This window comes from Gordonia sp. N1V (genome assembly GCF_029269935.1).
Taxonomy (GTDB): Bacteria; Actinomycetota; Actinomycetes; order Mycobacteriales; family Mycobacteriaceae; genus Gordonia; species Gordonia polyisoprenivorans.
Genome location: NZ_JARJDD010000017.1, coordinates 1 through 21795, shown reverse-complemented (window position 1 = coordinate 21795; position 21795 = coordinate 1). Strand labels below are relative to the sequence as shown.

At 67.8% G+C, this 21795-nt stretch carries 23 protein-coding genes; 3 read left to right on the top strand and 20 right to left on the bottom strand.

Annotated elements, in window-relative coordinates; all coding sequences use genetic code 11:
• Positions 1 to 17: 17 nt before the first annotated feature.
• Together P3L18_RS19970 and P3L18_RS19965 are read right to left on the bottom strand one after the other, a co-directional pair.
• Positions 18 to 716 carry a redox-sensing transcriptional repressor Rex gene (locus P3L18_RS19970; RefSeq protein ID WP_276115009.1) on the bottom strand — a complete coding sequence of 233 codons (699 nt, stop codon included), beginning with the start codon at positions 714 to 716 and terminating at the stop codon, positions 18 to 20.
• 127 nt (positions 717 to 843) lie between these two features.
• Entirely contained in the window at positions 844 to 1095 is a 252-nt protein-coding gene (locus P3L18_RS19965; RefSeq protein ID WP_006372720.1) for a glutaredoxin family protein, read from the bottom strand.
• Positions 1096 to 1261: 166 nt separating this feature from the next.
• Here P3L18_RS19965 and P3L18_RS19960 point away from each other — a divergent pair, with 166 nt between their 5' ends.
• Positions 1262 to 2413 carry an HAD-IB family hydrolase gene (locus tag P3L18_RS19960; RefSeq protein WP_014359014.1) on the top strand — a complete coding sequence of 384 codons (1152 nt, stop codon included), beginning with the start codon at positions 1262 to 1264 and terminating at the stop codon, positions 2411 to 2413.
• A 52-nt stretch (positions 2414 to 2465) separates the two neighbouring features.
• On the opposite strand, the gene P3L18_RS19955 is transcribed toward P3L18_RS19960, so the two are convergent.
• From P3L18_RS19955 to P3L18_RS19900, 12 genes are all read right to left on the bottom strand, one after another.
• Positions 2466 to 3629 (bottom strand): zinc-binding dehydrogenase, encoded by a 1164-nt coding sequence (locus P3L18_RS19955; RefSeq protein WP_006372722.1) that lies wholly within the window; start codon positions 3627 to 3629, stop codon positions 2466 to 2468.
• Positions 3629 to 3895, bottom strand: a complete 267-nt coding sequence (locus P3L18_RS19950) for a hypothetical protein (RefSeq protein WP_043456272.1) — start codon at positions 3893 to 3895, stop codon at positions 3629 to 3631. The genes P3L18_RS19955 and P3L18_RS19950 overlap by 1 nt, the downstream gene beginning before the upstream one ends.
• A gap of 1 nt (position 3896) precedes the next feature.
• Positions 3897 to 4388 (bottom strand): DUF6325 family protein, encoded by a 492-nt coding sequence (locus P3L18_RS19945; protein ID WP_276115008.1) that lies wholly within the window; start codon positions 4386 to 4388, stop codon positions 3897 to 3899.
• A gap of 55 nt (positions 4389 to 4443) precedes the next feature.
• Entirely contained in the window at positions 4444 to 5598 is a 1155-nt protein-coding gene (locus P3L18_RS19940; RefSeq protein ID WP_276115007.1) for a lysophospholipid acyltransferase family protein, read from the bottom strand.
• 247 nt (positions 5599 to 5845) lie between these two features.
• Positions 5846 to 6898 (bottom strand): NAD-dependent epimerase/dehydratase family protein, encoded by a 1053-nt coding sequence (locus tag P3L18_RS19935; protein WP_006372726.1) that lies wholly within the window; start codon positions 6896 to 6898, stop codon positions 5846 to 5848.
• A gap of 182 nt (positions 6899 to 7080) precedes the next feature.
• The gene (locus P3L18_RS19930) at positions 7081 to 7182 is read right to left on the bottom strand and encodes an AURKAIP1/COX24 domain-containing protein (protein WP_003402602.1); all 102 of its coding nucleotides are present in this window, start codon (positions 7180 to 7182) and stop codon (positions 7081 to 7083) included.
• A gap of 227 nt (positions 7183 to 7409) precedes the next feature.
• A complete protein-coding gene (locus P3L18_RS19925) occupies positions 7410 to 7643 on the bottom strand; it encodes a helix-turn-helix domain-containing protein (RefSeq protein ID WP_006372728.1) in 234 nt (77 codons plus the stop codon).
• A gap of 211 nt (positions 7644 to 7854) precedes the next feature.
• Positions 7855 to 8694 carry a pyrroline-5-carboxylate reductase gene (gene proC / locus P3L18_RS19920; RefSeq protein WP_014359010.1) on the bottom strand — a complete coding sequence of 280 codons (840 nt, stop codon included), beginning with the start codon at positions 8692 to 8694 and terminating at the stop codon, positions 7855 to 7857.
• A gap of 59 nt (positions 8695 to 8753) precedes the next feature.
• A complete protein-coding gene (locus tag P3L18_RS19915) occupies positions 8754 to 9644 on the bottom strand; it encodes a thioesterase family protein (RefSeq protein ID WP_014359009.1) in 891 nt (296 codons plus the stop codon).
• 1 nt (position 9645) lies between these two features.
• Complete coding sequence (locus P3L18_RS19910) at positions 9646 to 10557, bottom strand: sugar phosphate isomerase/epimerase (RefSeq protein ID WP_014359008.1); 912 nt, start codon at positions 10555 to 10557, stop codon at positions 9646 to 9648.
• Entirely contained in the window at positions 10554 to 12443 is a 1890-nt protein-coding gene (locus tag P3L18_RS19905; RefSeq protein ID WP_276115006.1) for a DoxX family protein, read from the bottom strand. The genes P3L18_RS19910 and P3L18_RS19905 overlap by 4 nt, the downstream gene beginning before the upstream one ends.
• Before the next feature lie 77 nt (positions 12444 to 12520).
• Positions 12521 to 13498, bottom strand: coding sequence for a Ppx/GppA phosphatase family protein (locus tag P3L18_RS19900; RefSeq protein WP_014359006.1), 978 nt, complete (start codon positions 13496 to 13498; stop codon positions 12521 to 12523).
• An 87-nt stretch (positions 13499 to 13585) separates the two neighbouring features.
• Here P3L18_RS19900 and P3L18_RS19895 point away from each other — a divergent pair, with 87 nt between their 5' ends.
• Complete coding sequence (locus tag P3L18_RS19895; protein ID WP_276115005.1) at positions 13586 to 14458, top strand: hypothetical protein; 873 nt, start codon at positions 13586 to 13588, stop codon at positions 14456 to 14458.
• Here the strand turns inward: P3L18_RS19895 and P3L18_RS19890 are convergent, their stop codons facing one another.
• The 6 genes from P3L18_RS19890 to P3L18_RS19865 form a co-directional block, all read right to left on the bottom strand.
• A complete protein-coding gene (locus P3L18_RS19890) occupies positions 14459 to 15145 on the bottom strand; it encodes a response regulator transcription factor (protein WP_006372735.1) in 687 nt (228 codons plus the stop codon).
• A 76-nt stretch (positions 15146 to 15221) separates the two neighbouring features.
• Positions 15222 to 16616, bottom strand: a complete 1395-nt coding sequence (locus P3L18_RS19885; protein WP_020172283.1) for an ATP-binding protein — start codon at positions 16614 to 16616, stop codon at positions 15222 to 15224.
• Between the two features lie 187 nt (positions 16617 to 16803).
• Positions 16804 to 17124: a GNAT family N-acetyltransferase gene (locus tag P3L18_RS19880; protein ID WP_014359003.1), complete on the bottom strand. Its 321-nt coding sequence runs from the start codon at positions 17122 to 17124 to the stop codon at positions 16804 to 16806.
• 67 nt (positions 17125 to 17191) lie between these two features.
• On the bottom strand, positions 17192 to 17938 hold the full coding sequence (locus P3L18_RS19875) for a phosphoglyceromutase (protein WP_079928846.1): 747 nt from the start codon (positions 17936 to 17938) through the stop codon (positions 17192 to 17194).
• 32 nt (positions 17939 to 17970) lie between these two features.
• Entirely contained in the window at positions 17971 to 18624 is a 654-nt protein-coding gene (locus P3L18_RS19870; RefSeq protein WP_014359001.1) for a DUF1361 domain-containing protein, read from the bottom strand.
• A gap of 33 nt (positions 18625 to 18657) precedes the next feature.
• Positions 18658 to 20262, bottom strand: coding sequence for an AMP-binding protein (locus tag P3L18_RS19865; protein WP_026920326.1), 1605 nt, complete (start codon positions 20260 to 20262; stop codon positions 18658 to 18660).
• Between the two features lie 171 nt (positions 20263 to 20433).
• Between P3L18_RS19865 and P3L18_RS19860 the strand changes: the two genes are divergently transcribed.
• Entirely contained in the window at positions 20434 to 21348 is a 915-nt protein-coding gene (locus tag P3L18_RS19860) for a hypothetical protein (RefSeq protein ID WP_079928844.1), read from the top strand.
• The last annotated feature ends 447 nt before the right edge of the window (positions 21349 to 21795 follow it).

Genomic DNA, 21795 nt, shown 5'->3' with positions numbered 1-21795 from the left:
CACCGTTTTCATATCCCCTACCGGTCCGCCACTGCGCGCAACTGATCGGCGTTGCGGGCACCGAGCGGGCCGCGCGACGCCGTGAAGGCCAATACCTGCAATTCCAAGGCTAGATCAACCTGCCGGACGACGACATCGGAGTCGACGACGAGCCCGACCGGCGTCACGTTGAGAAGCTGCCGCACGCCGACCGCGGCGAACGCGTCGGCGACGCGTTGTGCGTGCTCATCGGCGGTGGCGACCACGCCGATGTCGACCGATCCGAGCGACGGATCGGCGCACACGGTCTCGATGTCGTCGAGCGCGGAGACCACCGGCGTGTCGGGGGTCAGTCGCCGTCCGATGGTGTCGGGGTCGTCGTCGAACAGTGCGGCGACGACGAAGCCGCGTCCGACACCGGTGTGGGCGAGCAGCGCGCGCCCGAGACGGCCTGCGCCGGCGAGGACCACGGTGGCGATGGTGTCGGTGTGCAGCGCGATGGAGATGCGGGCGGTGAGCTTGCCGACGTCGTATCCGACGCCACGCACGCCATTGGCCCCGACATACGACAGGTCCTTGCGCAGGATCGCAGGATTCACGCCCGCAGCGGTGGCCAGCTGGCCACTGGAGGCGACGAGAACGCCGCGCCGGGAAAAGGACCGCAGGACGTAGAGATAACTCGCGAGACGGGCGACGGTGGGGTCGGGAATGTCGCCGGACTCCGAACTGACGCTCACTGCCGCACACCCACTCCCACACACCCGGGCGGGCGGCCGTCGTCGCCCGCGTCGATGCCGATCAGCGTATACCCGGGTCACGTCGTGGCCGGGCACGACCCCGCCGATCTCCGCGCCCGGGCCACGATCAGCGCCGGGCGAGATCGGCACGCAGCCGGGCCTCGTCGACCTCCCAGTAGCCGTGTTCCTCTCCGTCGAGCAGGATCACCGGCAGCCGATCGCCGAACTCCGCACGCAACCCGACATCGCCGTCCGCCGCGGCGGCATCGACGTCGACGACCTCGAGATCGACGCCCTCCTCCGCACAGATCCGCGCCAGTTCGTCGGCGGCGCGCGCACACGCCGCACACCCGTCGCGGCTGAGCAGGGTGACCGTCATGATGGGCTCCTCTCGACACCGGCCCCGCGCAGGGGCGACCGGCCTCATCTCGTCGACCCGACGAGGTCGATGAGGACCAGTCTGCCGTCTGGTCACTTCGACCCCCCGCTAGGCTGTACCCGTCGAGCCCCAACCGCCCGTACGGGCCGTCGCGGAGGTGTGAACTGTGGGTGTGACCTCTGACGGTGACACGAATTCAACCGGTGACACGAACCCGGCCGGTGACACGAACCCAGCCGAGGTACCCGGTACCGGGGGGAATCCTGCGGAGCCCTCCGGCGACGATTGGGAAGCCCACGCCGACCTCGTCGACGGTGGCGTGCACTCCGAGGACGACGATCACGGCGATGACCCCGACGACCACGACGCCGACGACGAGAGCCATCGGGTCACCGCGTGGCTCACCGAACGCGCCAGCGCGGCCGGCGGGCGCTTCCGGCAGACCGCACAGGAGTTGCGGCAGTCACTCGCCGGCGAGGCCAGCGCGAAGGCCGCCGTGGACTCATTGCGCGCACGCCCACCGGCCGACGGCAGCCCGGAGGCACCCCGCGATCTCACCGCGGCCGCATTCTTCGACGTGGACAACACGCTGGTACAGGGCGCCTCCATCGTGCATTTCGCACGCGGTCTGGCGGCCCGAAAGTACTTCTCCTACAGCGACATCCTCGATTTCGCCTGGACCCAGGCGAAATTCCGGATCACCGGCAAGGAGAACGCCAACGACGTCGCCGAGGGGCGCGAGAAGGCGTTGAGCTTCATCGCCGGGCGCCCCACCTCCGAACTCGTCGAACTCGGCGAGGAAATCTACGACGAGTACATCGCCGACAAGATCTGGCCCGGCACAAAGGCTTTGGCACAACGCCACCTCGACGCCGGCCAACAGGTGTGGCTGGTGACGGCCACCCCCGTCGAACTCGCCCAGACCATCGCCACCCGACTCGGACTGACCGGCGCGCTCGGTACCGTCGCCGAGAGCCACAACGGGGTGTTCACCGGACGCCTCGTCGGCGACATCCTGCACGGACCCGGCAAGGCGCATGCGGTGCGCGCGTTGGCCATTCGCGAGGGCCTGAATCTCAAACGGTGCACCGCCTACTCCGACTCACACAACGATGTCCCGATGCTCTCGCTGGTCGGCACCGCGGTCGCCATCAATCCCGATGCCGATCTGCGTGACGTCGCCAAGGTCCGCGGCTGGGAGATGTACGACTTCCGCACCGCCCGCAAGGCCGCGAAGTACGGCGCCGGAACGGCGTTGGCTCTCGGCGCGGCGGGCGGTGGGGTGGCCGCGGCCACCCGGCTGTGGCGACGGCGCTGATCTCGCCCGGCCCCGCGCCCACCGACCGATCACCGGCCCACCGATCCCGCGGTCAGAGTGTGACGACCTCGCTGGCCGGGTCGATGAGCACCTTCGCATGGTGTTCGGCCGAGCCGAGGGCATCGAAAGCCGCTGCGACACCGTCCAATCCGATGGTCGCGGTGACGAGCGGGGTGACGTCGACGTCGCCGCCGGCGATCATCTGCAACGTGTCGTGGAACTCGGCCGGGTCGTAACCGAAGACGAACCGTAGCTCGAGTTCCTTGTTGATGCCCATCGCCGGGCGGATGGCGTCGGATTCCATGCAGACCCCGACCACCACGATCCGCGAGCGCAGCGGCGCGCCGGTCATCACGTGCTCGATCATGCCGGGCACACCGACACATTCGAAGACGACCGGCCCCTTCGGGGTGGCCCCGAGTTTGTCGGCGAGATGAAAGACCGAGGCCCACGGCACCACCGGGATTCGGCGCAGGGTGCGCATCCCGTCGAAGGCGGCACCGAACAGATCCGACGCCCGCGACATGTACCGGCCCTTGTCGACGACGGCGTCCCACGGCGAGTCCACGGTCGGGTCGACGACGACGTCGGCACCGACCTGTCGCGCGAGATCACGCCGGCCCGCCGACAGGTCGCTGGCGATGACGGTCCGCACCCCGGTGGCCTTGAGCATCAAGATAACGGCCAAACCGATGGGGCCGCAACCGATCACAACCGCGACGTCGCGGCGACCGACCTCACCGCGGCGCACCGCGTGATAGGCGACGGCCATCGGTTCGGTCAGGGCCGCCTCGTCGAGGGAGACATTGTCGGGGACCTCCATCGTCATGTCCTCGGACACGATGACGAAGTCGGCGTACGCACCGGGGGCGTGTTCGGACAGGCCCGTCAGATGCGGATCGGAGCCGTGGCGCACCATCGGCAACGAGACCACGGCGGTACCCGGCTCCCACTTCTTGCGGCATTTGGGTCCGTAGGCGACGACCTCGCCGACGAACTCGTGACCCATGATCACCGACTGCTCGGACCGCATGAATGCGTCGTAACCGACGGCGGCGGCGACATCGGCGGTCTCGTCGCCATGCAGCCGAGCGTGGAGATCCGACCCGCAGATGCCGGCCCGGCGGACCCGCAGCAACACCTCTCCCACGCCCGGTTCGGGCGCACTCACATCCTGAACACTCAATTGCCCCTGGTGACAGACGACGGCGCGCATCAGGCGAAGATCCTTCCGGAGATCGCGGCGAACTCGGCGTCGGTGACGACCCCGGCGTTGCGCAGAGCGGTCAGCGACACCATGAGTTCCGACCGCGCATCGCCGGCCGGTGCCGCGGGCGCTGGTGGCGCGGCCGGTGCGGGTGCCGGGGGTGCGGCCGGGGCTGCGGCACCCTGGGCAGCCCAACGCTGCTGCTGGCGGCGCTGCACGCGGCCGTGCACCGAACTGGCGACGGCCGCCCGGCCGGCGGTCCTGAGCAAACTCATGTCATTTCCCTTCGGTGGCGTCGAGCGATTCGGTGGGCTCGAGCGATTCGGTGGGCTCGAGTGCATCGGTGGCGTCGAGTGCATCGGTGGCGTCGAGTGCATCGAGGAGTTCGTCGACGACGATGGGACCCTCGGCGACGACGATCCCGCCGTCGGCCTCCCATCGGCGCACCGGCTCGACGATGGACAGGTCCTCGTAGACCACGACCACGGCCACACCCCCCGGTCGCAGGGTCTGCGCCGCGGTCGCGACGTCGTCGGCATCGATGAGTCCGGTTGTGGCACCGGTGAAGTCGGGCATTCCGGCCTCGGCGGCATCGATCACCGCGACCGCACCGTCGGCGGCGCGCCGGACGAACTCCACGTCGAGGATTCGGATACGCCCGGCGTCGGCGAGACCGGCGAGGGAGGTGAATCCGGAGGCCGGAAGCGGAAGCGATTCGAAGGTGACGACGACGTAGTTGAGCGGACCCAGTTCCGCATCGAAGGACATGCGCCCAATCTATACCGGCCCACATACGCCCGGATGTGGGCGTCGAGGGACCGCGTCAGCCGAAGTAGACGCTGCCGCGCCGCGAGAGCATACGGAACAGAGTCTGCTGGATCTCCTCGCGGACGTGGTCGGTGAGGTCGAAGACCACCATCGGGTCGTCGGCGGAGGAGGCGTCGTAGCTGTCGGTCTCGATGGGTCGACCGAAATGGATGTGCCACTTGGACGGAAGCGGGATCAGGCCCAGCGGGCCGAGCCACGGAAAGGTCGGTGTGATCGGCACATAGGGCAACCCGAGCACCCGTGCGAGCGGCTTGAGGTCGCTGATCATCGGGTAGATCTCCTCGGAGCCGACGATGGACACCGGGACGATCGGGGCGGCATTGCGCAGCGCGGTGGTGACGAAACCGCCACGACCGAACCGCTGCAACTTGTAGCGATCCTTGTAGAGCTTGCCGATGCCCTTGTACCCCTCCGGCCACACCGCGGTGAGCTCGCCCTGGCGCAGCAGGCGGTCGGCGTCGGCGGTGCATGCCAGGGTGGCGCCGATCCGGCGTGCCACCTCACTGACGCCCGGCGAATCGAATGCCATGTCGGCGGCCAGGATTCGCAGATAACGGCCGGTCGGATGATTGTCGCGAACGGCCAGCGAGGTCATGATCGCGTCGATCGGGATCGACCCGGCGTGGTTGGCCACGAGCAACGCCCCGCCGTCGACGGGCAGGTTCTCCACCCCGGTGACCTCGACCCGGAACCACTTCTCGTAGACCTGCCGGATCGCGGGGAACCACACCGACTCGGTGAAGTGCGGATCGAAACCGAAATCGTCGACCTCGTAATCCCCGGTCATCCGCTCACGGATGAAACCCGCTGTGGCGGTGAGGGAATCGGCGACGGCGTTGCGGATACCGCCGAGACTGAACAGCGGCGAGGGCCGCACGCGCCCGTGCTCGACGCCGAGACTGTCGTCGACGGTGATCTCGTCACTGATGGGTGTCACCGACGCGGGCTCCCGACCGAACCCGTCGGTGTTGGGATGGCCCAGCGGCTCATGACGGGGCGACACGGTCGGACGGACCGGACCCGGTTGCTGGCTGGGATGACGGCCCTTGCCTGCGTCGAGGCCGGACTGTCGGTCGGACGAGGGCGCCGAACTCGCGTAGAGCTGGATGACCTTCGCGGTGCGCGTATCAGGTACCGGACCACCCGCCACGCTCTCACCCCACAACCCTGATGTCGATGTGCCAATCGGAAATTGTCTTCACTGTCTACGCGTCAACGATAGCCCTGCCACGGGCGGCGTGTTCGACACCGGACGAACTGCTGAGGACCCATGCTACTCGGGTTGCAGAGGGGTTGCATGCCGTATGCGGTGCGGTCGCACGGAACCGGGACATCGCTTGCCACACCGGACTTTCGGCGTCACATTCATCACGTCCGCCGCGAACCCGACCCGAGCGTCAGCGCAACTGCAGGGCGGTCCGCACGACGCTGCGTTCGAGTCCGCGCCAACGGTCGGCGCTGATGACCGGGGTGACCCCGCTGCGCGCGATGTAGTCGTCGAGTGTCTCCAGGGTCGTGTAGCGCGGTGCGAATCCCAGTTCCGATCGCATCCGGGTGGTGTCGAGCACCCGCCCGTAGGTGAGGAACTCGGTTTGTGAGCTACGGAGTTTGGCCGACCGGAGATCCTGCAGCACCCCGGTGATCGGCGCGAGTAGACGCCCGGGGACGGGCAGTTCGAGGTGTCCGGTGCGCCGCACCGCCTGCGTCAGGGTGACCACGCCGTCGCCGGCGACGTTGAACGTGCCCGGCCGGCTCGCCAAGGTCGCGTGTTCCATCGCCGCGAGCGCATCCTCCTCGTGCAGGAACTGCAACCGCGGCTGGAACCCGAACACCGTCGGCACCACCGGCAACGAGAGGTACGAGCTGATCCGGGTGTTGATCCGCGGTCCCAGCATCGCCTGCAGCCGCATGATGGTGACCTCGATGTCCTGGCGCCTGCGCCCGAGTCCGCGGAAGTACCCCTCGACGTCGAGCAGATCGCGGCCGTAGCTGCGGGTGGGTTCGCGCTTGGCGGGGATCTCCTCGGAGAAGTGCGACGGATCGCTCGCACTCGCGCCGTAGACCATCGCCGTGGACCGCAGGATCACGCGCTTGACCGACGGGCTGCGCTGACACGCCGCGCACACCTGCATGGCGCCGACGACGTTGAACTCCTTGATCGCCGCGGAGTGCGGCGCGGTGTCCATGATCGACGTCGCGGCATGGACCACGGTGTCGACGTCGTAGTTGGCGATGGCCTTGGCGATCGCCGGCCTGCGGATGTCGAGCCGCAGGAACTCCGCACGGCCCATCCGTCGCATCAGATCCTTGCGCGGCACGCGCGAATCGACGGCGATCACCCGGCGGATGTCGGGGTTGGCGGCCAGCCGGGCCACCAGATAGCCCCCGAGGAAGGTCGACGCTCCGGTGACCAGAACGGTCCGCGGCGTCGAGTCGGTCGCGTCGGTCATGGCATCAGGCTAACCCGAGTGCACAGTGGCCCACCGGGCGAGCAGGTCACCCGGCAGGGGTTTGACATACGCCACGGTCGCGGAACGACAAGAACCCGCGCGGCGGCGGGTTCTTGTGGGGCGTGGCCGGGCCACACCGGATGTTGCGGCGCCGAAGCCCTCGAGAGGGCCCGGCGGTCAGCTCACTTACCGAGCTTGCGACGCTGCACCCGGGTACGACGCAGCAGCTTGCGGTGCTTCTTCTTCGACATGCGCTTGCGGCGCTTCTTGATCACTGAACCCATGGGGTGCTTCCTCACTTCACGTGCAATGTTCATCGAGCCCGCAAGTGCTGCGGGACGGTCGCCGTGCGTCATGACCGCCGTCGGGATGAATCTCCGACGGATATCCGACGCGGACGGGCGAGCCGGTGCGGCGTAGCCGAAGTCCCACCTTACCGGCCGGACCCCGTCAAACCGAAATCACCGGAGTCCGACCATCGCGGCGGGGAGCGGGCCGCACGCCCGAGGGCCTAGCCCGCGTCGAAGTAGGACGTCTCCAGGTAGTCGTGCACGGCCTTGGCGTGCACACGGAACGACCGGCCCACGCGCACGGCAGGCAGCTCACCGTTGTGGACCAGGCGGTAGACGGTCATCTTCGAGACCCGCATCAGTGATGCGACCTCGGCGACGGTCAGGAACTGCGACCCGGAAGCCGCGTTGCCGACCGATGCCGACCTGTCTCCTGGAGTCTCTGCAGGTGCCATGAAATTCTCATACCTCCGGAGCACGCGTCGCGGCCGCCGGCTTCCCCTCCGGCGGACACCAGACACGCACGTGCTTAAAGGAGCTTAGCGTGGCTGATGTGAAAAAAGCGACGTGAGTGGCCAGGAAATTACCGTTTTGCCGTGCCCAACCACAACATACTGGGGTTTCTCGAGGAATAACCACTAATCGTGGGGCCAACGGGTCGGCGTGTCAGGGCTGTGAACCCTCAACGTCAGCTCGACGTCCAGCGCGTGCGCTGGCGTCGGCGGCGGCTTCGGTCGCCTCGTAGAACGCCCCACGCAGCCCCTGCGTCTCCAGGGTGCGCACGGCGGCGGCGGTGGTTCCGCCCGGCGAGGTGACCGCCGCACGGAGATCGACCGGGGAGAGTCCGGAGTCACTGAGCAGTACGCCGGCGCCGCGGATGGTCTGCACGACCAGGGTGGTGGCCTGTGCACGGGTCAGGCCCAGCGAGACCGCGGAATCGATCATCGCCTCGGCCATCAGGAAGACGTAGGCGGGCCCGGATCCGGAGATCGCGGTGACCGCATCCATCTGCTTCTCGGGTACCACCGCGACGCGGCCCACCGACTCGAGGAGTGCGACGACCGCCCGCAGTTGCTCGTCGTCGACGTGGCGTCCGGCCGCGACCGCCGACATGGCCTCGTTGACCAGCATCGGGGTGTTGGGCATGACGCGCACGACCGGCGAACCCGCCTGCAACATCTTCTCGTAGCGGGCCAGCGGAATGCCCGCGGCGAGGGTCACCGTCACGCGTTCGGACTCGGCGTCGTCGTCGGCGGCGGCGAGTTTGCGCAGGACACCCTCGACGTCGTCGGGTTTCACCGCCAGGAAGACGAACTGCGCCGAACTGACCGCGGTGGTGACGTCGTCGGTGACGAGGACCCCGTACTCGTCGGCGATCTCGGTGGCCCGCTCGGGGACACGTTCGACGACGACGAGGTTCTTTGCCTGTTTGCCGGCGGCGATCAGCCCGGCGAGCAGGGCCTCGCCGATCTTGCCGCCGCCGACGATCGCGATGCGCTCGGTCACTGGTGGGGTGTGCCTTTCTCGTTCACGGGTCTGCTGGGGTCGGGCCTGCTGTGACAGAACTACCGGGCACTCACCCCGGCCGGGATCAGCGCGAGCTGACGTGACTGGGCCACGACCGCACCCGTCGAGTCCACCACGAGGTGGTCCTCCTCGAACATCCCGGGGCCCACCTCCAGGCTCGTCGCGGCGAATCGCAGCCAGCCCGGGGCCGGCTCGCGACGGATGTAGGTGGTCAGCTGCACGGTCGGCGCCCATCCGAACACCGCGAGGTTCATCACGACCGGCGGCGAGATGTCGCACACCAGAACCGCGAAGTCCGCGTCGGGTTCGGCGCCCTTGGGGCGGCACCAGCCGCGCACCACCGGATCGCCGGTCTGCCCGCGTGCCGCCGGGAAACTGTGCGTGTCGAGAGCGGTGTCGAGGGCCGCCCCGAGATGGATGACGTCGGCCATCGGCGAGTCCGCGATGCGGAGGGCGTCGGCGGCCGGCGTCGGGGCGAGGCCGTCGAGCACGTGGGGCGACGAATGCCGCGAGGGACCGCTGTCCGGGCGGGCCAGCGTCACCGACGACGACACCATGGTCCGACCGTTCTGGGCGAGATCGACGTGCAGCAGGGTCACGGTGCGCCCGCGTTTGCGGACGGTCGCGGTGACCTGCACCGGCGCCGGATCGGGCGCGGCGAGATAGTCGCTGGCGATGGCGACCGGCACGAGGTCGGCCGCGTGCAGCGAGGTGTCCGGGCTGCCGGGAGCGAGATCGTCGAAGGCGCGTGAGGCCGCCCGCGCGATGATCATCTGCATGGTGCCGCCGTGCACCTTGGGGCCGATGGTGAACGCCGGATCGATCGAGGTGGTGTAGGTGATCGACGGTTGTTCCGCTGGTGCCGTCGGCGCCGCGGCCGGACCGCCGGTCACGGCGAGGTCCAGCAGTTCGGTCAGCTTCGGGCTCATGTCACCTTTCCGGCAGCCACCGGGTCCGGCTCGTCTCACGCTTGAGGTGCTGCCGGGCAAAATCTAGCGAACGCGCGAGCATCGCCTGCCGTTCGGGTTTGGTCCGCGCCGAGGAGGTGGTGACCTCGAGGATCACCGCGCCGGAGAAATCACTGCGGGCGATCCGGTGACACACCTGTGCACACGGCTGGGTCCCGTCGCCGGGGATCAGGTGCTCGTCGGTGGCCGCCCCGGATCCGTCGGCGAGATGCAGGTGCGTCAGATGGGCGCCCATCCGCTCGTACAGGGCGACGGCGTCGGTGCCCGCGGTCGCGGTGTGCGAGAGGTCCAGGGTGTAGTGGTCGTAACCGTCGTCGGTGGGGTCGATGGACTTGCCGAACGCCGACACCGCTGGGCCGGGTGTGCCGCCGCGGCGGGTGAGCCGGCGCGCGGAGCGTTCACCGGCCCCGAAGACGCGGTCGGCGCGCATCGGGAACATGTTCTCGACCGCGATCGAGACGTCCGATTCCGACAACTCCCCCACCAGATCGTCGAAGCCCTCGACGTAGGCGCGCTGCCAGCGGAACGGCGGATGGACGACGACGGTGGCGGCACCGAGCGCCTCGGCAGCGTGCGCGGCGCGCGCGAGCTTCTTGAGCGGATCGCGTCCCCACACCCGCTGGGTGATGAGCAGGCACGGCGCGTGGATCGACAGCACGGGCACCTGATACCGCTCGGAGAGGTGCTCGACATGCCGGATGTCCTGGCTGACCGGATCACCCCACACCATCAGCTCCACCCCGTCGAAGCCCAGGTCGGCGGCGTAGGCGAAGGCCGCCTCGGTGTTCTGCGGGTAGACCGATGCCGTGGAGAGTCCGATCGGGATCTCCCCGGCCACCGTCGAGGGACCGAGGGCTTCGCGCGACTCGCTCACGTCGACAACAGCACGAGCGGGCCGATCGTGACGATCAGCCCGACGGCGAGCGCGAGCAAGGTGGTGATCAGATCCGACGTCCGGCGCACCAGATGGGTGAACGTGACGATGCCGAAGATCACCAGCACCGCGAGCACCAACGCGAAGTACGGATTCCACTTCCACAGCTCGGTGAAGCCCCAGAACAGACCCACGCCGATGGCCAGCCCGGCGATGACCTCGGCGATCACCGCGAGCCACGCCAACACCGGCTTGCGATCGGCCCACGACTCACGCCCATCAGCCTTGGCGGGCTTGGCTTTTCGCGCCTTGCGCGCCTTCGAGGCGCGATCTCGGGTCTCCGGGTCGGCGGTCGCGTCGGCGACGGGTCCACGCTCGGCGGGGTCGGCGTCGGTGGGGTGGGCGTTGCCATGGTCGGCGTCGGCATGGTCGGCGTTGCCATGGTCGGCGTCGGCATGATCGGCGAGGACGTTCGCGGCAACGGTCTCGGCAGGCTCGTCGGTGGAGTCGGTTTCGCGCCCGGCCTGGCGGCTCGCGGCGACCAATCCACCGAGTCCGGCGGCTGCGGCCACCGTGCCTGCGGTGCCGGCGGCGGAGTCGTCGCGGTGCGCCTCATCGCGGTGCGACTCGTCGCGGTGCGGTTCGGGCTCGTCGGCCGGGTCGAGGACGTTCGCGGCGACGGTCGGGGCGGGCTCACGATCGGCCTGATCGAACGGCCCGTGCTCGGCGCCGAATGACCCGCTGGGCGCGGCCAGGTCGGCGCCCTCGACGTCGTCGGCGTCGAGAATGTGCACATCGTCGCCGACCTCGCTGTCGTCGACGATCGGGATGATGCCGGTGACGGCGTCGGCGGCGACGTCGTCGGGCTGGTGGGTGATACCTGCGCGAGTCCCGGTGCCGGCGGACTCGTCGGTGTCGGCGGCGGCTGCCATACCTGCCGCGGCCGCACCCGCGGTAGCCGCACCCGCTGCGGCAGCGCTTGCTGCTGCGGTGTCCTGTTTCTTGCCGCGGCCGAACCAGCGGCGCTTCTTCTTCGGCTCCTCCTCGGCGTGCTCGACGTCGGCGAACGATCGATAGGCCTCGAAGTCCTCGTCGAAGACCTCCTCGAACCGGCCGCTGCGGGGCGCTGCGTCCTCGGTGTCGGCGGCTGCGTCGGCATCGGCGGCCGCGTCGGCATCGTCGACGAGCGGGATGATGCCGGTGACCGCGTTCGCAGTGGCCGGGTCGTGGCTGGTCGGATCGGGGCCACCGGCGTCCGAACCGGCGGCGGCCGAGGCGGGATCGGCCGGCTGGTCCCGCAATCGACGCGATACGTCACCGGAAGTGAAGTCCCGGGTCGGGGGCGGAGCAAAGCTCGGCATGCCACTCGCCGCTCCCGAACTCGCGCCACGACTGACCCGCGGGCCGGGCTCGGTGACCGGCCCGGTCGCCGGGCCCCGTGCGGCGAGGGGATTCTGCGACCGGGGGAACGCGCCCGACGTCGGTGACGGTGACCAGGGTGCTGTCTCCGGGCCGTCCGGCGTGGGGGCGCTCGGTGCGGGCGCACCCGCGGCGGGGGTGGCCGGGGTAGCAGGGCTCGGGGTAGCAGTGGTCGGAGCTGGGGTGCCGGCGGTGTCGGGAGTCGTACCGGGGGTGTCAGAAGCGGCAGGCCCCTCGACCCGGGGGATCTCACCGGTCAGCTCGGACACCGAGACGGCACCGGCACGCCCCGCGCGCCGACGTCCCCGGTCCCGGCGCGAGCCGGTTGTCGCGTCCGCCGCATCGGCGGCCTGCGTGCGGGCGAGCAGCTCCGACACCGAGATGGGCCGGGAGTCGGTCGCCCCGTCGGGGTCGCTGCCACCGGGGTTGCGGCCGCCGGGCTCGTTACCGCCGGGTGTGTTCGCCATCGAAGTGCGCTCTCCGTCCTCACCAATCTCGCCGCGCCGCCGGGAGTGGCGGTACGGCGACTCGCGTCGTTCGCGTGTCAGTGGACGTCGCGTGCACCGATGCCTGATGCAGCCGGATCCGAGGTGTCGGCCGGCTCCGCATCGAGGCGACGAAGGATGACCCCCTCCCGCAACGCCCACGGGCAGATTTCCAGTGTATCGACCCCGAGTCCGCGCATTGCCGCCTCGGCCACAAGTGCCCCGGCGACGAGCTGTCCGGCCCGATCGGCGCTGACGCCCTCGAGTTCGGCCCGGTCGTCTCGGGTCATGCGCGAGATGAAGGCGATGAGCTGCCGCAGTCCACCGGCGGTGAGGGTCCGCTTGACGCGGGGACCGGCCCCCGACGGGGCGGCGCCGGTCAGGCGGGCCAGGCTGCGGAAGGTCTTCGACGTGCCGACCGCGATGTCCGGCTTACCCGGTCCGAGGAGTTCCTTCGCGGCCGGCCGCATCTCGGCGTCGAGCCAATCACGCAGGACCCCGACACGGCGCCGGTCCGGCGGATCGTCGGGTAACCAGTCGCGGGTGACGCGGCCGGCACCCAGTGGCAGCGACAGCGCGACGTCGGGTTCCTCGTCGACGCCGTTCGACATCTCCAGCGAGCCCCCGCCGATGTCGAGCGCCAGGATGCGTCCGGCGCTCCAGCCGTACCAGCGGCGCACGGCCAACGACGTCAGCCGGGCCTCGTCGCGACCGGTCAGAACCTCCACCTGGACGCCGGTCTTGGCCGCGACCCGCGCGAGGACGCCGTCGGAGTTGGTGGCGTCGCGGACCGCGGAGGTCGCGAACGCCATCATCTGCTCGCAGCCGGAACTCTTGGCGATGAGGGTGAACTCCTCGATCGAGTCGACGAGCCGTTCGGCGGCACCGGCGGTGAGACGCCCGTCGGCATCGATGTGCTCGGCGAGCCGCAGCACCGCCTTCGTCGAACTCATCGGGGTCGGATGTCCTCCGCGGTGGGCATCGACCACCAGGAGATGAACTGTGTTGCTGCCCACGTCGAGGACTCCTAAACGCACGGATACACGGTAGTGCGTCGCGGGTTCGGTTGTCTGCGGCGGGTCGCTGTGGTGCGGCGATCGGGCGGTGACGGTTACCGTTGGGATGTGCCCAAGCCCAGCGCAGCCCCGCGGACGACGCCCGCTCCCGAGGTCGATCTCGATTTCCCCCGGGAATGGTACGAATTCGCCGATCCGGCCGATCCCGAACACGTCATCAACGCCGACCTCACCTGGTTGTGTTCGCACTGGACGTGCGTGTTCGGCACGCCCGCCTGCCAGGGCATCGTCGACGGCCGCGAGACCGACGGATGTTGCACGCACGGCGCGTATCTGTCGGACAAGGACGACCGCAAACGGCTGGCCAAGGGTGTGGCGATGCTGACCGCCGACGACTGGCAGTTCCACAAGAAGGGGTCGGGCAAGGATCCGCTCGGCCCGCGTGGGTATCTCGTCGAGGACGAACTCGACGACGAGCCCGCCCTGAAGACCCGCCAACACAAGGGCGCGTGCATCTTCTTGAACCGTCCGGACTTCGAGCGGGGTCCCGGCTGTGCGCTACACGCAATGGCGCTGCGGCGCGGTCTCGAACCGCTGACCGTGAAACCCGATGTGTGCTGGCAACTTCCGGTACGTCGCGAGCAGGACTGGGTGGAGCGGCCCGACGGCACCCAGATCCTCAAGACCACCATCACCGAGTACGACCGCCGCGGCTGGGGCGAGGGCGGTCACGACCTGAAGTGGTACTGCTCGGGGTCCCCCGACGCGCACGTCGGGGCGACCCAGGTGTGGCAGTCCTACGAGCCCGAACTGGTCGAGCTGATCGGCCGCCCCGCCTACGAGGCGCTCGCCGATGCGTGCCGACGCCGAAACGGACTCGGGCTCATCGCAATCCACCCGGCGACCCGGGCCGCGACCAGCCGCCGCGACACCGACATCAAGTACGAGCTACTCGACGCCGACACCGACGCCGCAGGCTGATCACGGCTCGAACTTGTAGCCCAATCCACGCACCGTCACAAGGTGTTTCGGCGAGGCCGGATCGGGTTCGATCTTCGAGCGCAGCCGCTTGACGTGGACGTCGAGGGTCTTGGTGTCCCCGACGTAGTCCGCACCCCACACGCGGTCGATCAACTGCCCGCGGGTGAGTACCCGTCCGGAGTTGCGGAGTAGGTATTCGAGGAGATCGAACTCCTTGAGCGGCAACGTGATCGACTCGCCGTTGACCGCGACGGTGTGGCGTTCGACGTCCATCCGGACCGGTCCGGATTCCAGGACCGCCAAGGCCAGGTCGTCGTCGCCGACGTCTCCCCCACGACGCAGGACCGCCCGGATGCGTGCGATGAGCTCACGCGCCGAATACGGTTTGGTGACATAGTCGTCGGCACCGAGTTCGAGTCCGACGACCTTGTCGATCTCGCTGTCGCGGGCGGTCACCATGATCACCGGCACGCTCGACCGGGCGCGCAGCGATTTGCAGATCTCGGTCCCCGACACCCCGGGGAGCATGAGGTCGAGCAGGACGATGTCGGGGCTGATGCGCTCGAACACCGAGATGGCCTGTGCACCATCGTTGACGACGCTCGCCTCGAACCCCTCCTTGCGCAGGAGGAAGGCCAGCGGATCGGCCAACGACTCCTCGTCCTCGACGATCAGTACATGCGTCACTCGTGAAGCTCCTTATTTCTCAGACGTTCTCGTAGTTGCGTGGTCACGTGACTCTCGTCGTCCTCCTCCGAGGAGGTCACGCGATCTGGGGGTCGGCTCGGTGGGACTCCTTCTCGGATTCCCCGGACGCATGCGCGTTCTCGGCGTCGAGGTCCTGGGGAATCGAGAGGGTGAACGTCGACCCGGTGCCGGGTTGACTCCACAGGTTGATGGTGCCGTCGTGGGTGGCCGCAACGTGTTTGACGATCGCCAGGCCCAGACCGGTGCCGCCGGTCAGACGCGACCGCGCCTTGTCGACGCGGAAGAAACGTTCGAAGACGCGCTGTTGATCGGACGGGTTGATGCCGATGCCGCGGTCGGTGACCGCGATCGACACCATCGGCACCCCGGCCGAGGTCGTGACGCGCCGGCTCACCGAGACGGTCGTGTTCTCCGGCGAGTAGGCGATGGCGTTGACGATCAGGTTGCTCAACGCGGTCAGCAGCAGCATCCGATCGCCGCGCACCCAGGTGTGGATGGGCTCGTCGGCGCGCAGGACGATGTTGGCGGCCTCGGCGCTCACCGCGGCCCCGTCGATGGCGGAGTCGATGAGCTCGTCGACGTCGACGGCCGCGAAATGCGGTTTCTCGCCGCCCTCGAGTCGGGACAGCGCAATCAGTTCGGACACCATGTTGCCCATCCGGGTGGCCTCGGCGACGACGCGGTGCCCGAAGTGTTCGACGGATTCGGCGTCGTCGGCGGACTCGATCAGTGCCTCGGCCAGCAGACCGATCGCGCCGACCGGGGTCTTGAGCTCGTGGGACACGTTGGCGACGAAGTCACGGCGGGTGGCCTCCACCCGCAGGTTCTCGGTGTCGTCGGTGCCGTAGATCATCGCGTAGCGCTCGTCGCCGTGATAGCCGAGCCGGGCCAAACAGCGCACCGATTCGGCGTTGCGCTTGGTGGCGCGCCCGGTGGAGAGGAATCCCAGCGTGGAGGTCGGCGGGACGAAGTCGAAGCGCGCCTGCTCGCCCGTCTCGAGGACGGTCAGCGATTGCTCCCACACCGGTTCGGCGAGCAGATGCTCGGAGACGAGCCCGAGCTCGACGGCCCGATGGTTGTAGAGCACCACGTCGCGGAACTCGTCGACGACGGCGACGGCGACCTCGGAATTGCGGACGATGAGGCTGAGCAGCCCGGCCTTGGTCATCTGACCGTCCGGGGTGACCACGGGGAGATCGGATTCGCGCAGGGCCGCCGAATCCGGGACCTCGCGGGGACGGTCGGCGACGACGGGTGCGCCGCTGGGGATCACGTCGGAATCGGAGTGCACGGGATCGGAGTGGACGGATGCGGCGAGATGGGACGAGGCGGCGTCGCGGGAGGATCGGCGAAACCACCGATCGCGCACGTCACCACGACCGAGCTCGTACCCGAGCAACAACGCGAGCACAACTGCCACGATGGCCCCGGCAATGAATGCAGCGGTCACACTGGCAGCTTACGGTCCCGGAAACTTCGCGAACATTCCCGACGGCACAATTCGACTTCCGTTCACGCGGTGTTCCACCGAAACGTGACCTGAGGCACCGAAATGGCCTACGAACGGGTCCCGACCGGGATCGTCAGGGCACCACCAGGGCTCACCAGCGCTGAGCCGGGGTGGCATAGGCGCATTCTCACTGCGGAACCGGTACCGCCATATCGGCGTATTCCGGATGGCGGTCGATGAAGTGCCGCACATAGGAACAGACCGGCACGACCTGCTTTCCCGCATTGCGGATGTCATCGAGAACCGCTTGCACGAGCTGGCCGGCATATCCGCGCCCGGAGTAGGCCTCCGGGATGACGGTATGGGTCAACACCACCTGGTACGGCTCGGAGACGTAATCGACATATCCCACCGTGATCTCGTCACCGTCGGAGTCGGTGGTCAGGATTGCTTCGTATCGCTCGCGCGCAGCCGAATGAGCGATGCGCAGGTGCCCCGGATCTGCCATGCACCCAATGTAGCGCCTGTCACACGAGCGCCGCCATGACGATTGTGTTACAGATCACACCACGTGGCTATTTCTGTCCCTGCGCAGCGACCGCTGCCGCACCCGCCGCGGCGGCCTCAGGGTCCAGATAAGTGCCCCCTGGATTGAGCGGCTTGAGGTTCTCGTCGAGGTCGTAACGCAGCGGATTGCCCGTCGGGATGTTGAGACCGGCGATGTCGGCGTCGGAGATCCCGTCGAGGTACTTGACCAGTGCGCGCAGCGAATTACCGTGCGCCGCAATGAGAACGGTCTTGCCGGCGGTGATGTCGGCGGCAATGGTCTCGGTGAAATACGGGATCAGCCGCTCGACGACGTCCTTGAGGCATTCGGTCAGCGGCACCTCGGCGAGATCGGCGTACCGCGGATCGTGGGTCTGGCTGTACTCGGCGTCGGGATCGATCGGCGGCGGCGGGGTGTCGTAGCTGCGACGCCAGAGCATGAACTGCTCCTTGCCGTACTTCTCAAGGGTGTCGGCCTTGTTCAGGCCCTGCAGCGCACCGTAGTGACGTTCGTTGAGACGCCAGTCGCGGACCACCGGGATCCAGTGCCGATCGGCGGTGTCCAACGCGATCTGCGCGGTCGCAATCGCCCGGCGCAGTAGTGAGGTGTAGAGGACATCGGGCAGCAGATCATGTTCGACGAGGAGCTCGCCGGCCCGCTTCGCCTCGGCCTCGCCCTTGTCGGTGAGCGCGACGTCGACCCAGCCGGTGAACTGGTTGGACGCGTTCCACTCGCTCTCGCCGTGCCGCATCAGGATCAGGGTGCCGTTGCTCATGGTCGATAGTTTGTCACACCGGTCGGGCGGGGTCAGCGCTTGCTGGGCCGCACCGCGTCGAGGCCGTCGATCGCCCAGATCGTCAGGTACGCCAGCCCGAAGAACAGCGCGACGGCCACTGCGACACCGGTCGATTCGACGTGGGAGAACGGAGAACCCACCCATCCCAGGGTCGATCGGACGACGTATCCGGGCCGGGTCAGCAGATCCCAGGAGTTCCAGCGTTGGAAGCGGCCGATGACGACGCCGATCGCGCACAGCCCGACCGAGCACACGACGGCCAGCCAGCCGAAGATCGGGCCGAATTCCCGGCCGAGGCGCCGGTGCACCAGCAGCAACGACACCACGCCGAGGATGATGCCGGTCCACGCCGCGAAGCCGTACTGCAGGATGTGCCGCCACAGGTCATAGCCCTCGCGGAGGTGCACGAGGTCGGTGACGAGGTAGGGCGCGTTGGGCAGGAACGCCAGCCACCCGACACCGAGCGGGATCAGCCACACGCGCCGCCGGACGACGGCGAATCCGACCGCGAAGATCATCGGAATCCAGGCAAGAAACAGATTCCACACCAGAAACCGCGTCGGATAGTAGAGCGGCGTGGCCGGGTCGGTGACGCCGAGACCGACGGTCAGGGCGGTGGTGGCGATCAGCGACGCGGCGAGCACGAGGTGGCGGATGGGGATCACCGCAGCGATTGTGCCCGATGACCCGCCGGTCACCTACTTGCGCAAGTCCTTTCGTAGGATCTTGCCCGACGCCGACTTCGGGATGGCGTCGATGAACTCGACGGCGCGGACCTTCTTGTGTGGCGCGACCTTGGCGGCGACGAACTCGATCACCTCGTTCTCGTCGAGGTCGGCATCGGGCTGGGTGACCACGAACGCCTTCGGGATCTCCTCACCGTCGGCATCATTGACCCCGATCACCGCGGTGTCGGCGATCTTCGGATGCGTCAACAACAACGCCTCCAACTCCGCCGGCGGCACCTGATAGCCCTTGTACTTGATCAGTTCCTTGAGCCGATCGACGATGTAGACACACCCGGTCGGGTCGACCTGCGCCATGTCTCCGGTGTGCAGATAACCCTCGGCGTCGATGGTGTCGGCGGTGGCCTGCTCGTTGTTGAGATACCCCAACATCACGTTGGGGCCCTTGACCCACAGCTCACCGGGTTCGGACAACCCTTCGGCAGGGAGCTCGATCTCCGTGCCGGTCCCCGGGTCGACGATCTTGTTCTCGGTATTCGGGATCGCCCACCCCGTCGACGACAACGGCGGCTCCTCGACACCCAGCGCCGCAGTCGTGTCGATCGGGATGAGGTGGCTGACCGGCGAAAGCTCACTCATGCCGTAGCCCTGCAACATATGCAGATCCAGACGCTTGGCCACCGCCTTGCCCAACTCGTCATCGAGCGGGGCCGCCCCCGACATCATCACCTTCAGCGACGACAGATCGTAGTTGTCGACGATCGGGTGCTTGGCCAACGCCACGGCGACCGGCGGCGCGATATAAGCGCTGGTCACCTGATACTTCTGGATGTTGTCGAGGAATTCGACGAGATCGAAGCGCGGCATGATGACCAGGCGACCACGGTTGTACAACGCCGCATTCAGCAGCACGGTCATCCCATAAATATGGAAGAACGGCAGCACCGCGATCACCACATCATCGGGCGTCATCCCCTGCAACGGTTTGATCTGCGCCACATTGGCCACCAGGTTGCGATGGCTCAGCGCAACACCTTTCGGGTTCCCGGTGGTGCCCGAACTGTAAGGCAACGCCGCGACGTGGGTCGCCGGATCGAAGGTGACCTCGGGGGCAGCCAGATTCGGCGCGAGCAGATCAGCAGCGTTGGGGTGGCCGGTCACGTCCTGCCCCTCACCGTCAAGAACGATCACGTTCTCCCCGGCGATACCGACCTCGGTCGCCGCCGCGAGCGCCTGCTCGGCCATCGGCGAGATCGTGACCAGCATCTTGGCGCCCGAATCCCGAAGCTGCTTCGCGATCTCGGACGCCGTGAACAACGCATTGATCGTCGTCGCAGTGCCGCCGGCGCGCAGGATGCCGTGGAAGACGGTGGCGAACGCCGGGATGTTCGGTGACAACACCCCCACGACGTCACCGACCGCGATACCGCGCGCCGCGAGCGCCCCCGCCGCCGCATTGATCTGACCGATCAACTGCCCGTAGGTGGTCTCCGCGCCCGACTTCGGATCAACAAGCGCCACCCGCTCGAGATCGGCATCAGCGATCGAGCCGAACAAGAACTCGTAGAGGCTGACATCGGGGATCTCGACATCAGGAAAGGGACTGGCGAAGCTCATGGCACCTCCGTTGGGCAGGATGATCACCGCAATCGTATCAACAGTCATTGCCACGTTGTGACGCAGACCTCGGTCCGGTATGTCGCTTTCGCCGAAGCTGGAACAGATTCGAAAAGACATTTCTGATAACGTCTGTTTCCACATTTGAATCACTCCGTGAATCGAGGCGTCATGCACCGTGAATCAGCCATCCGTAACACGGTCGCGGTGGCGGCGGCAGCCGCGATCATCGCCGGTGCCGGCATGGCATCGGCGGACCCCAACATCCAGACCCCCGGCGTGGATGACGGCGTGCCGAACTGCGCGGTGCTCAACGCACGCGCCGCCGCCGGCTACATCGGCACCGGAGCGCCACAACCATCTCGTCCTATGGACGAGAACTTCGCCCATCCGCCTCGCGACTGGTGCAACACCGACGTCGGGTACAGCCGCTTGTCGTTCGGCCCGAAAGGCGCCACGTTCTCCGTCCCACCGACGGTGCAAGGCCTGTTCCCTTACAACAACGCCGAACTCCTCGCCAAACCCGTCTTCGAGCCGGGCCAGACGATGGCGATGAGAGTGACCGGCACACAACAGATCCCGACGTGGAACGGCACCACCGGTTGGGGGATCTCGAATCGCTCCATCGATCCACTGGGCCTCGAGGTCGCGTGGTTCATGTGGAACGGTTCGGCCGGATTCATGGGCCAGGCCAGCCAGCTTCTCACCACGCCGTTGTTCCACGCGTTCGCGCAGGACATGCCGCGCGGCTTCTTCATGATGGTCAAGAAGGCCGGAACCCTGCTCCCGCAGATCGTCCTCCTCGACCCGAAACTACTTGCCAATCCGCATGATTACTCGATCAAGCTGGACAAGGAGTATGTCAACTTCTTCGTCGATGGACACAATGTCGGTACGTTCCGGGATGCTCCGATCGGTACGTGGCACGACATCTCCGGTGGCCCGGTCCCCCTCCTCGGCCAGATGTGGCTCGACTCGAGCTATTGGTTCCCGCTGCCGATACCGGAGTTCAACGGACGTTGGCAGTCGGTCGACCTCGCCCGATATCGCCAGGGCCCCAGCGCCACCACACCACTGACCTTCTGACGCTTCTCCCGCCCGGCGACCCTCCCATCCGGTGGTCGAGGTGCCGAGGAGCGCCAGCGACGAGCACGCGGCTCGCACCTCGACCAGCGATATATGACGTTCGGCGGTTCCCCATCCGATGGTCGAGGTGCACGGCGCCCCAGGCGCCGGGCCTCGAGACCTGTTGCACCGATGATTATCCGGGCCACCATGGGTCGAATCCAGCACTGGTGCAGTCGGTCTCGAGGCTCGCCGCACGCGGCTCGCACCTCGACCAGCGGGGAGGACCGGTCCCTCCCGGATCGCCGTCCCACCCCGCCCGTCCCACTCCGATGGTCGAGGTGCACGGCGCCCCAGGCGCCGGGCCTCGAGACCCCTTGTGCCGAACGGATTCCGGGCCTCGGACGGCACGACACCTCGACCATCGGGATGGGATTATCACTATGGAGTTCTCAAACAACAGATGCG

Excerpts from the sequence above, each read along its gene's own strand:
- P3L18_RS19950 (WP_043456272.1), bottom strand. The coding sequence starts at position 3,895 with ATGAGTTTGCTCAGGACCGCCGGCCGGGCGGCCGTCGCCAGTTCGGTG.
- P3L18_RS19925 (WP_006372728.1), bottom strand. The coding sequence starts at position 7,643 with ATGGCACCTGCAGAGACTCCAGGAGACAGGTCGGCATCGGTCGGCAAC.
- P3L18_RS19935 (WP_006372726.1), bottom strand. The coding sequence starts at position 6,898 with ATGACCGACGCGACCGACTCGACGCCGCGGACCGTTCTGGTCACCGGA.
- P3L18_RS19880 (WP_014359003.1), bottom strand. The coding sequence starts at position 17,124 with ATGGCAGATCCGGGGCACCTGCGCATCGCTCATTCGGCTGCGCGCGAG.
- P3L18_RS19955 (WP_006372722.1), bottom strand. The coding sequence starts at position 3,629 with ATGCGCGCCGTCGTCTGTCACCAGGGGCAATTGAGTGTTCAGGATGTG.
- P3L18_RS19965 (WP_006372720.1), bottom strand. The coding sequence starts at position 1,095 with ATGACGGTCACCCTGCTCAGCCGCGACGGGTGTGCGGCGTGTGCGCGC.
- P3L18_RS19945 (WP_276115008.1), bottom strand. The coding sequence starts at position 4,388 with ATGTCCTTCGATGCGGAACTGGGTCCGCTCAACTACGTCGTCGTCACC.
- P3L18_RS19875 (WP_079928846.1), bottom strand. The coding sequence starts at position 17,938 with ATGAGCAACGGCACCCTGATCCTGATGCGGCACGGCGAGAGCGAGTGG.
- P3L18_RS19865 (WP_026920326.1), bottom strand. The coding sequence starts at position 20,262 with ATGAGCTTCGCCAGTCCCTTTCCTGATGTCGAGATCCCCGATGTCAGC.
- P3L18_RS19905 (WP_276115006.1), bottom strand. The coding sequence starts at position 12,443 with ATGGCGAACACACCCGGCGGTAACGAGCCCGGCGGCCGCAACCCCGGT.
- P3L18_RS19860 (WP_079928844.1), top strand. The coding sequence starts at position 20,434 with ATGCACCGTGAATCAGCCATCCGTAACACGGTCGCGGTGGCGGCGGCA.
- P3L18_RS19930 (WP_003402602.1), bottom strand. The coding sequence starts at position 7,182 with ATGGGTTCAGTGATCAAGAAGCGCCGCAAGCGCATGTCGAAGAAGAAG.
- P3L18_RS19915 (WP_014359009.1), bottom strand. The coding sequence starts at position 9,644 with ATGAGCCCGAAGCTGACCGAACTGCTGGACCTCGCCGTGACCGGCGGT.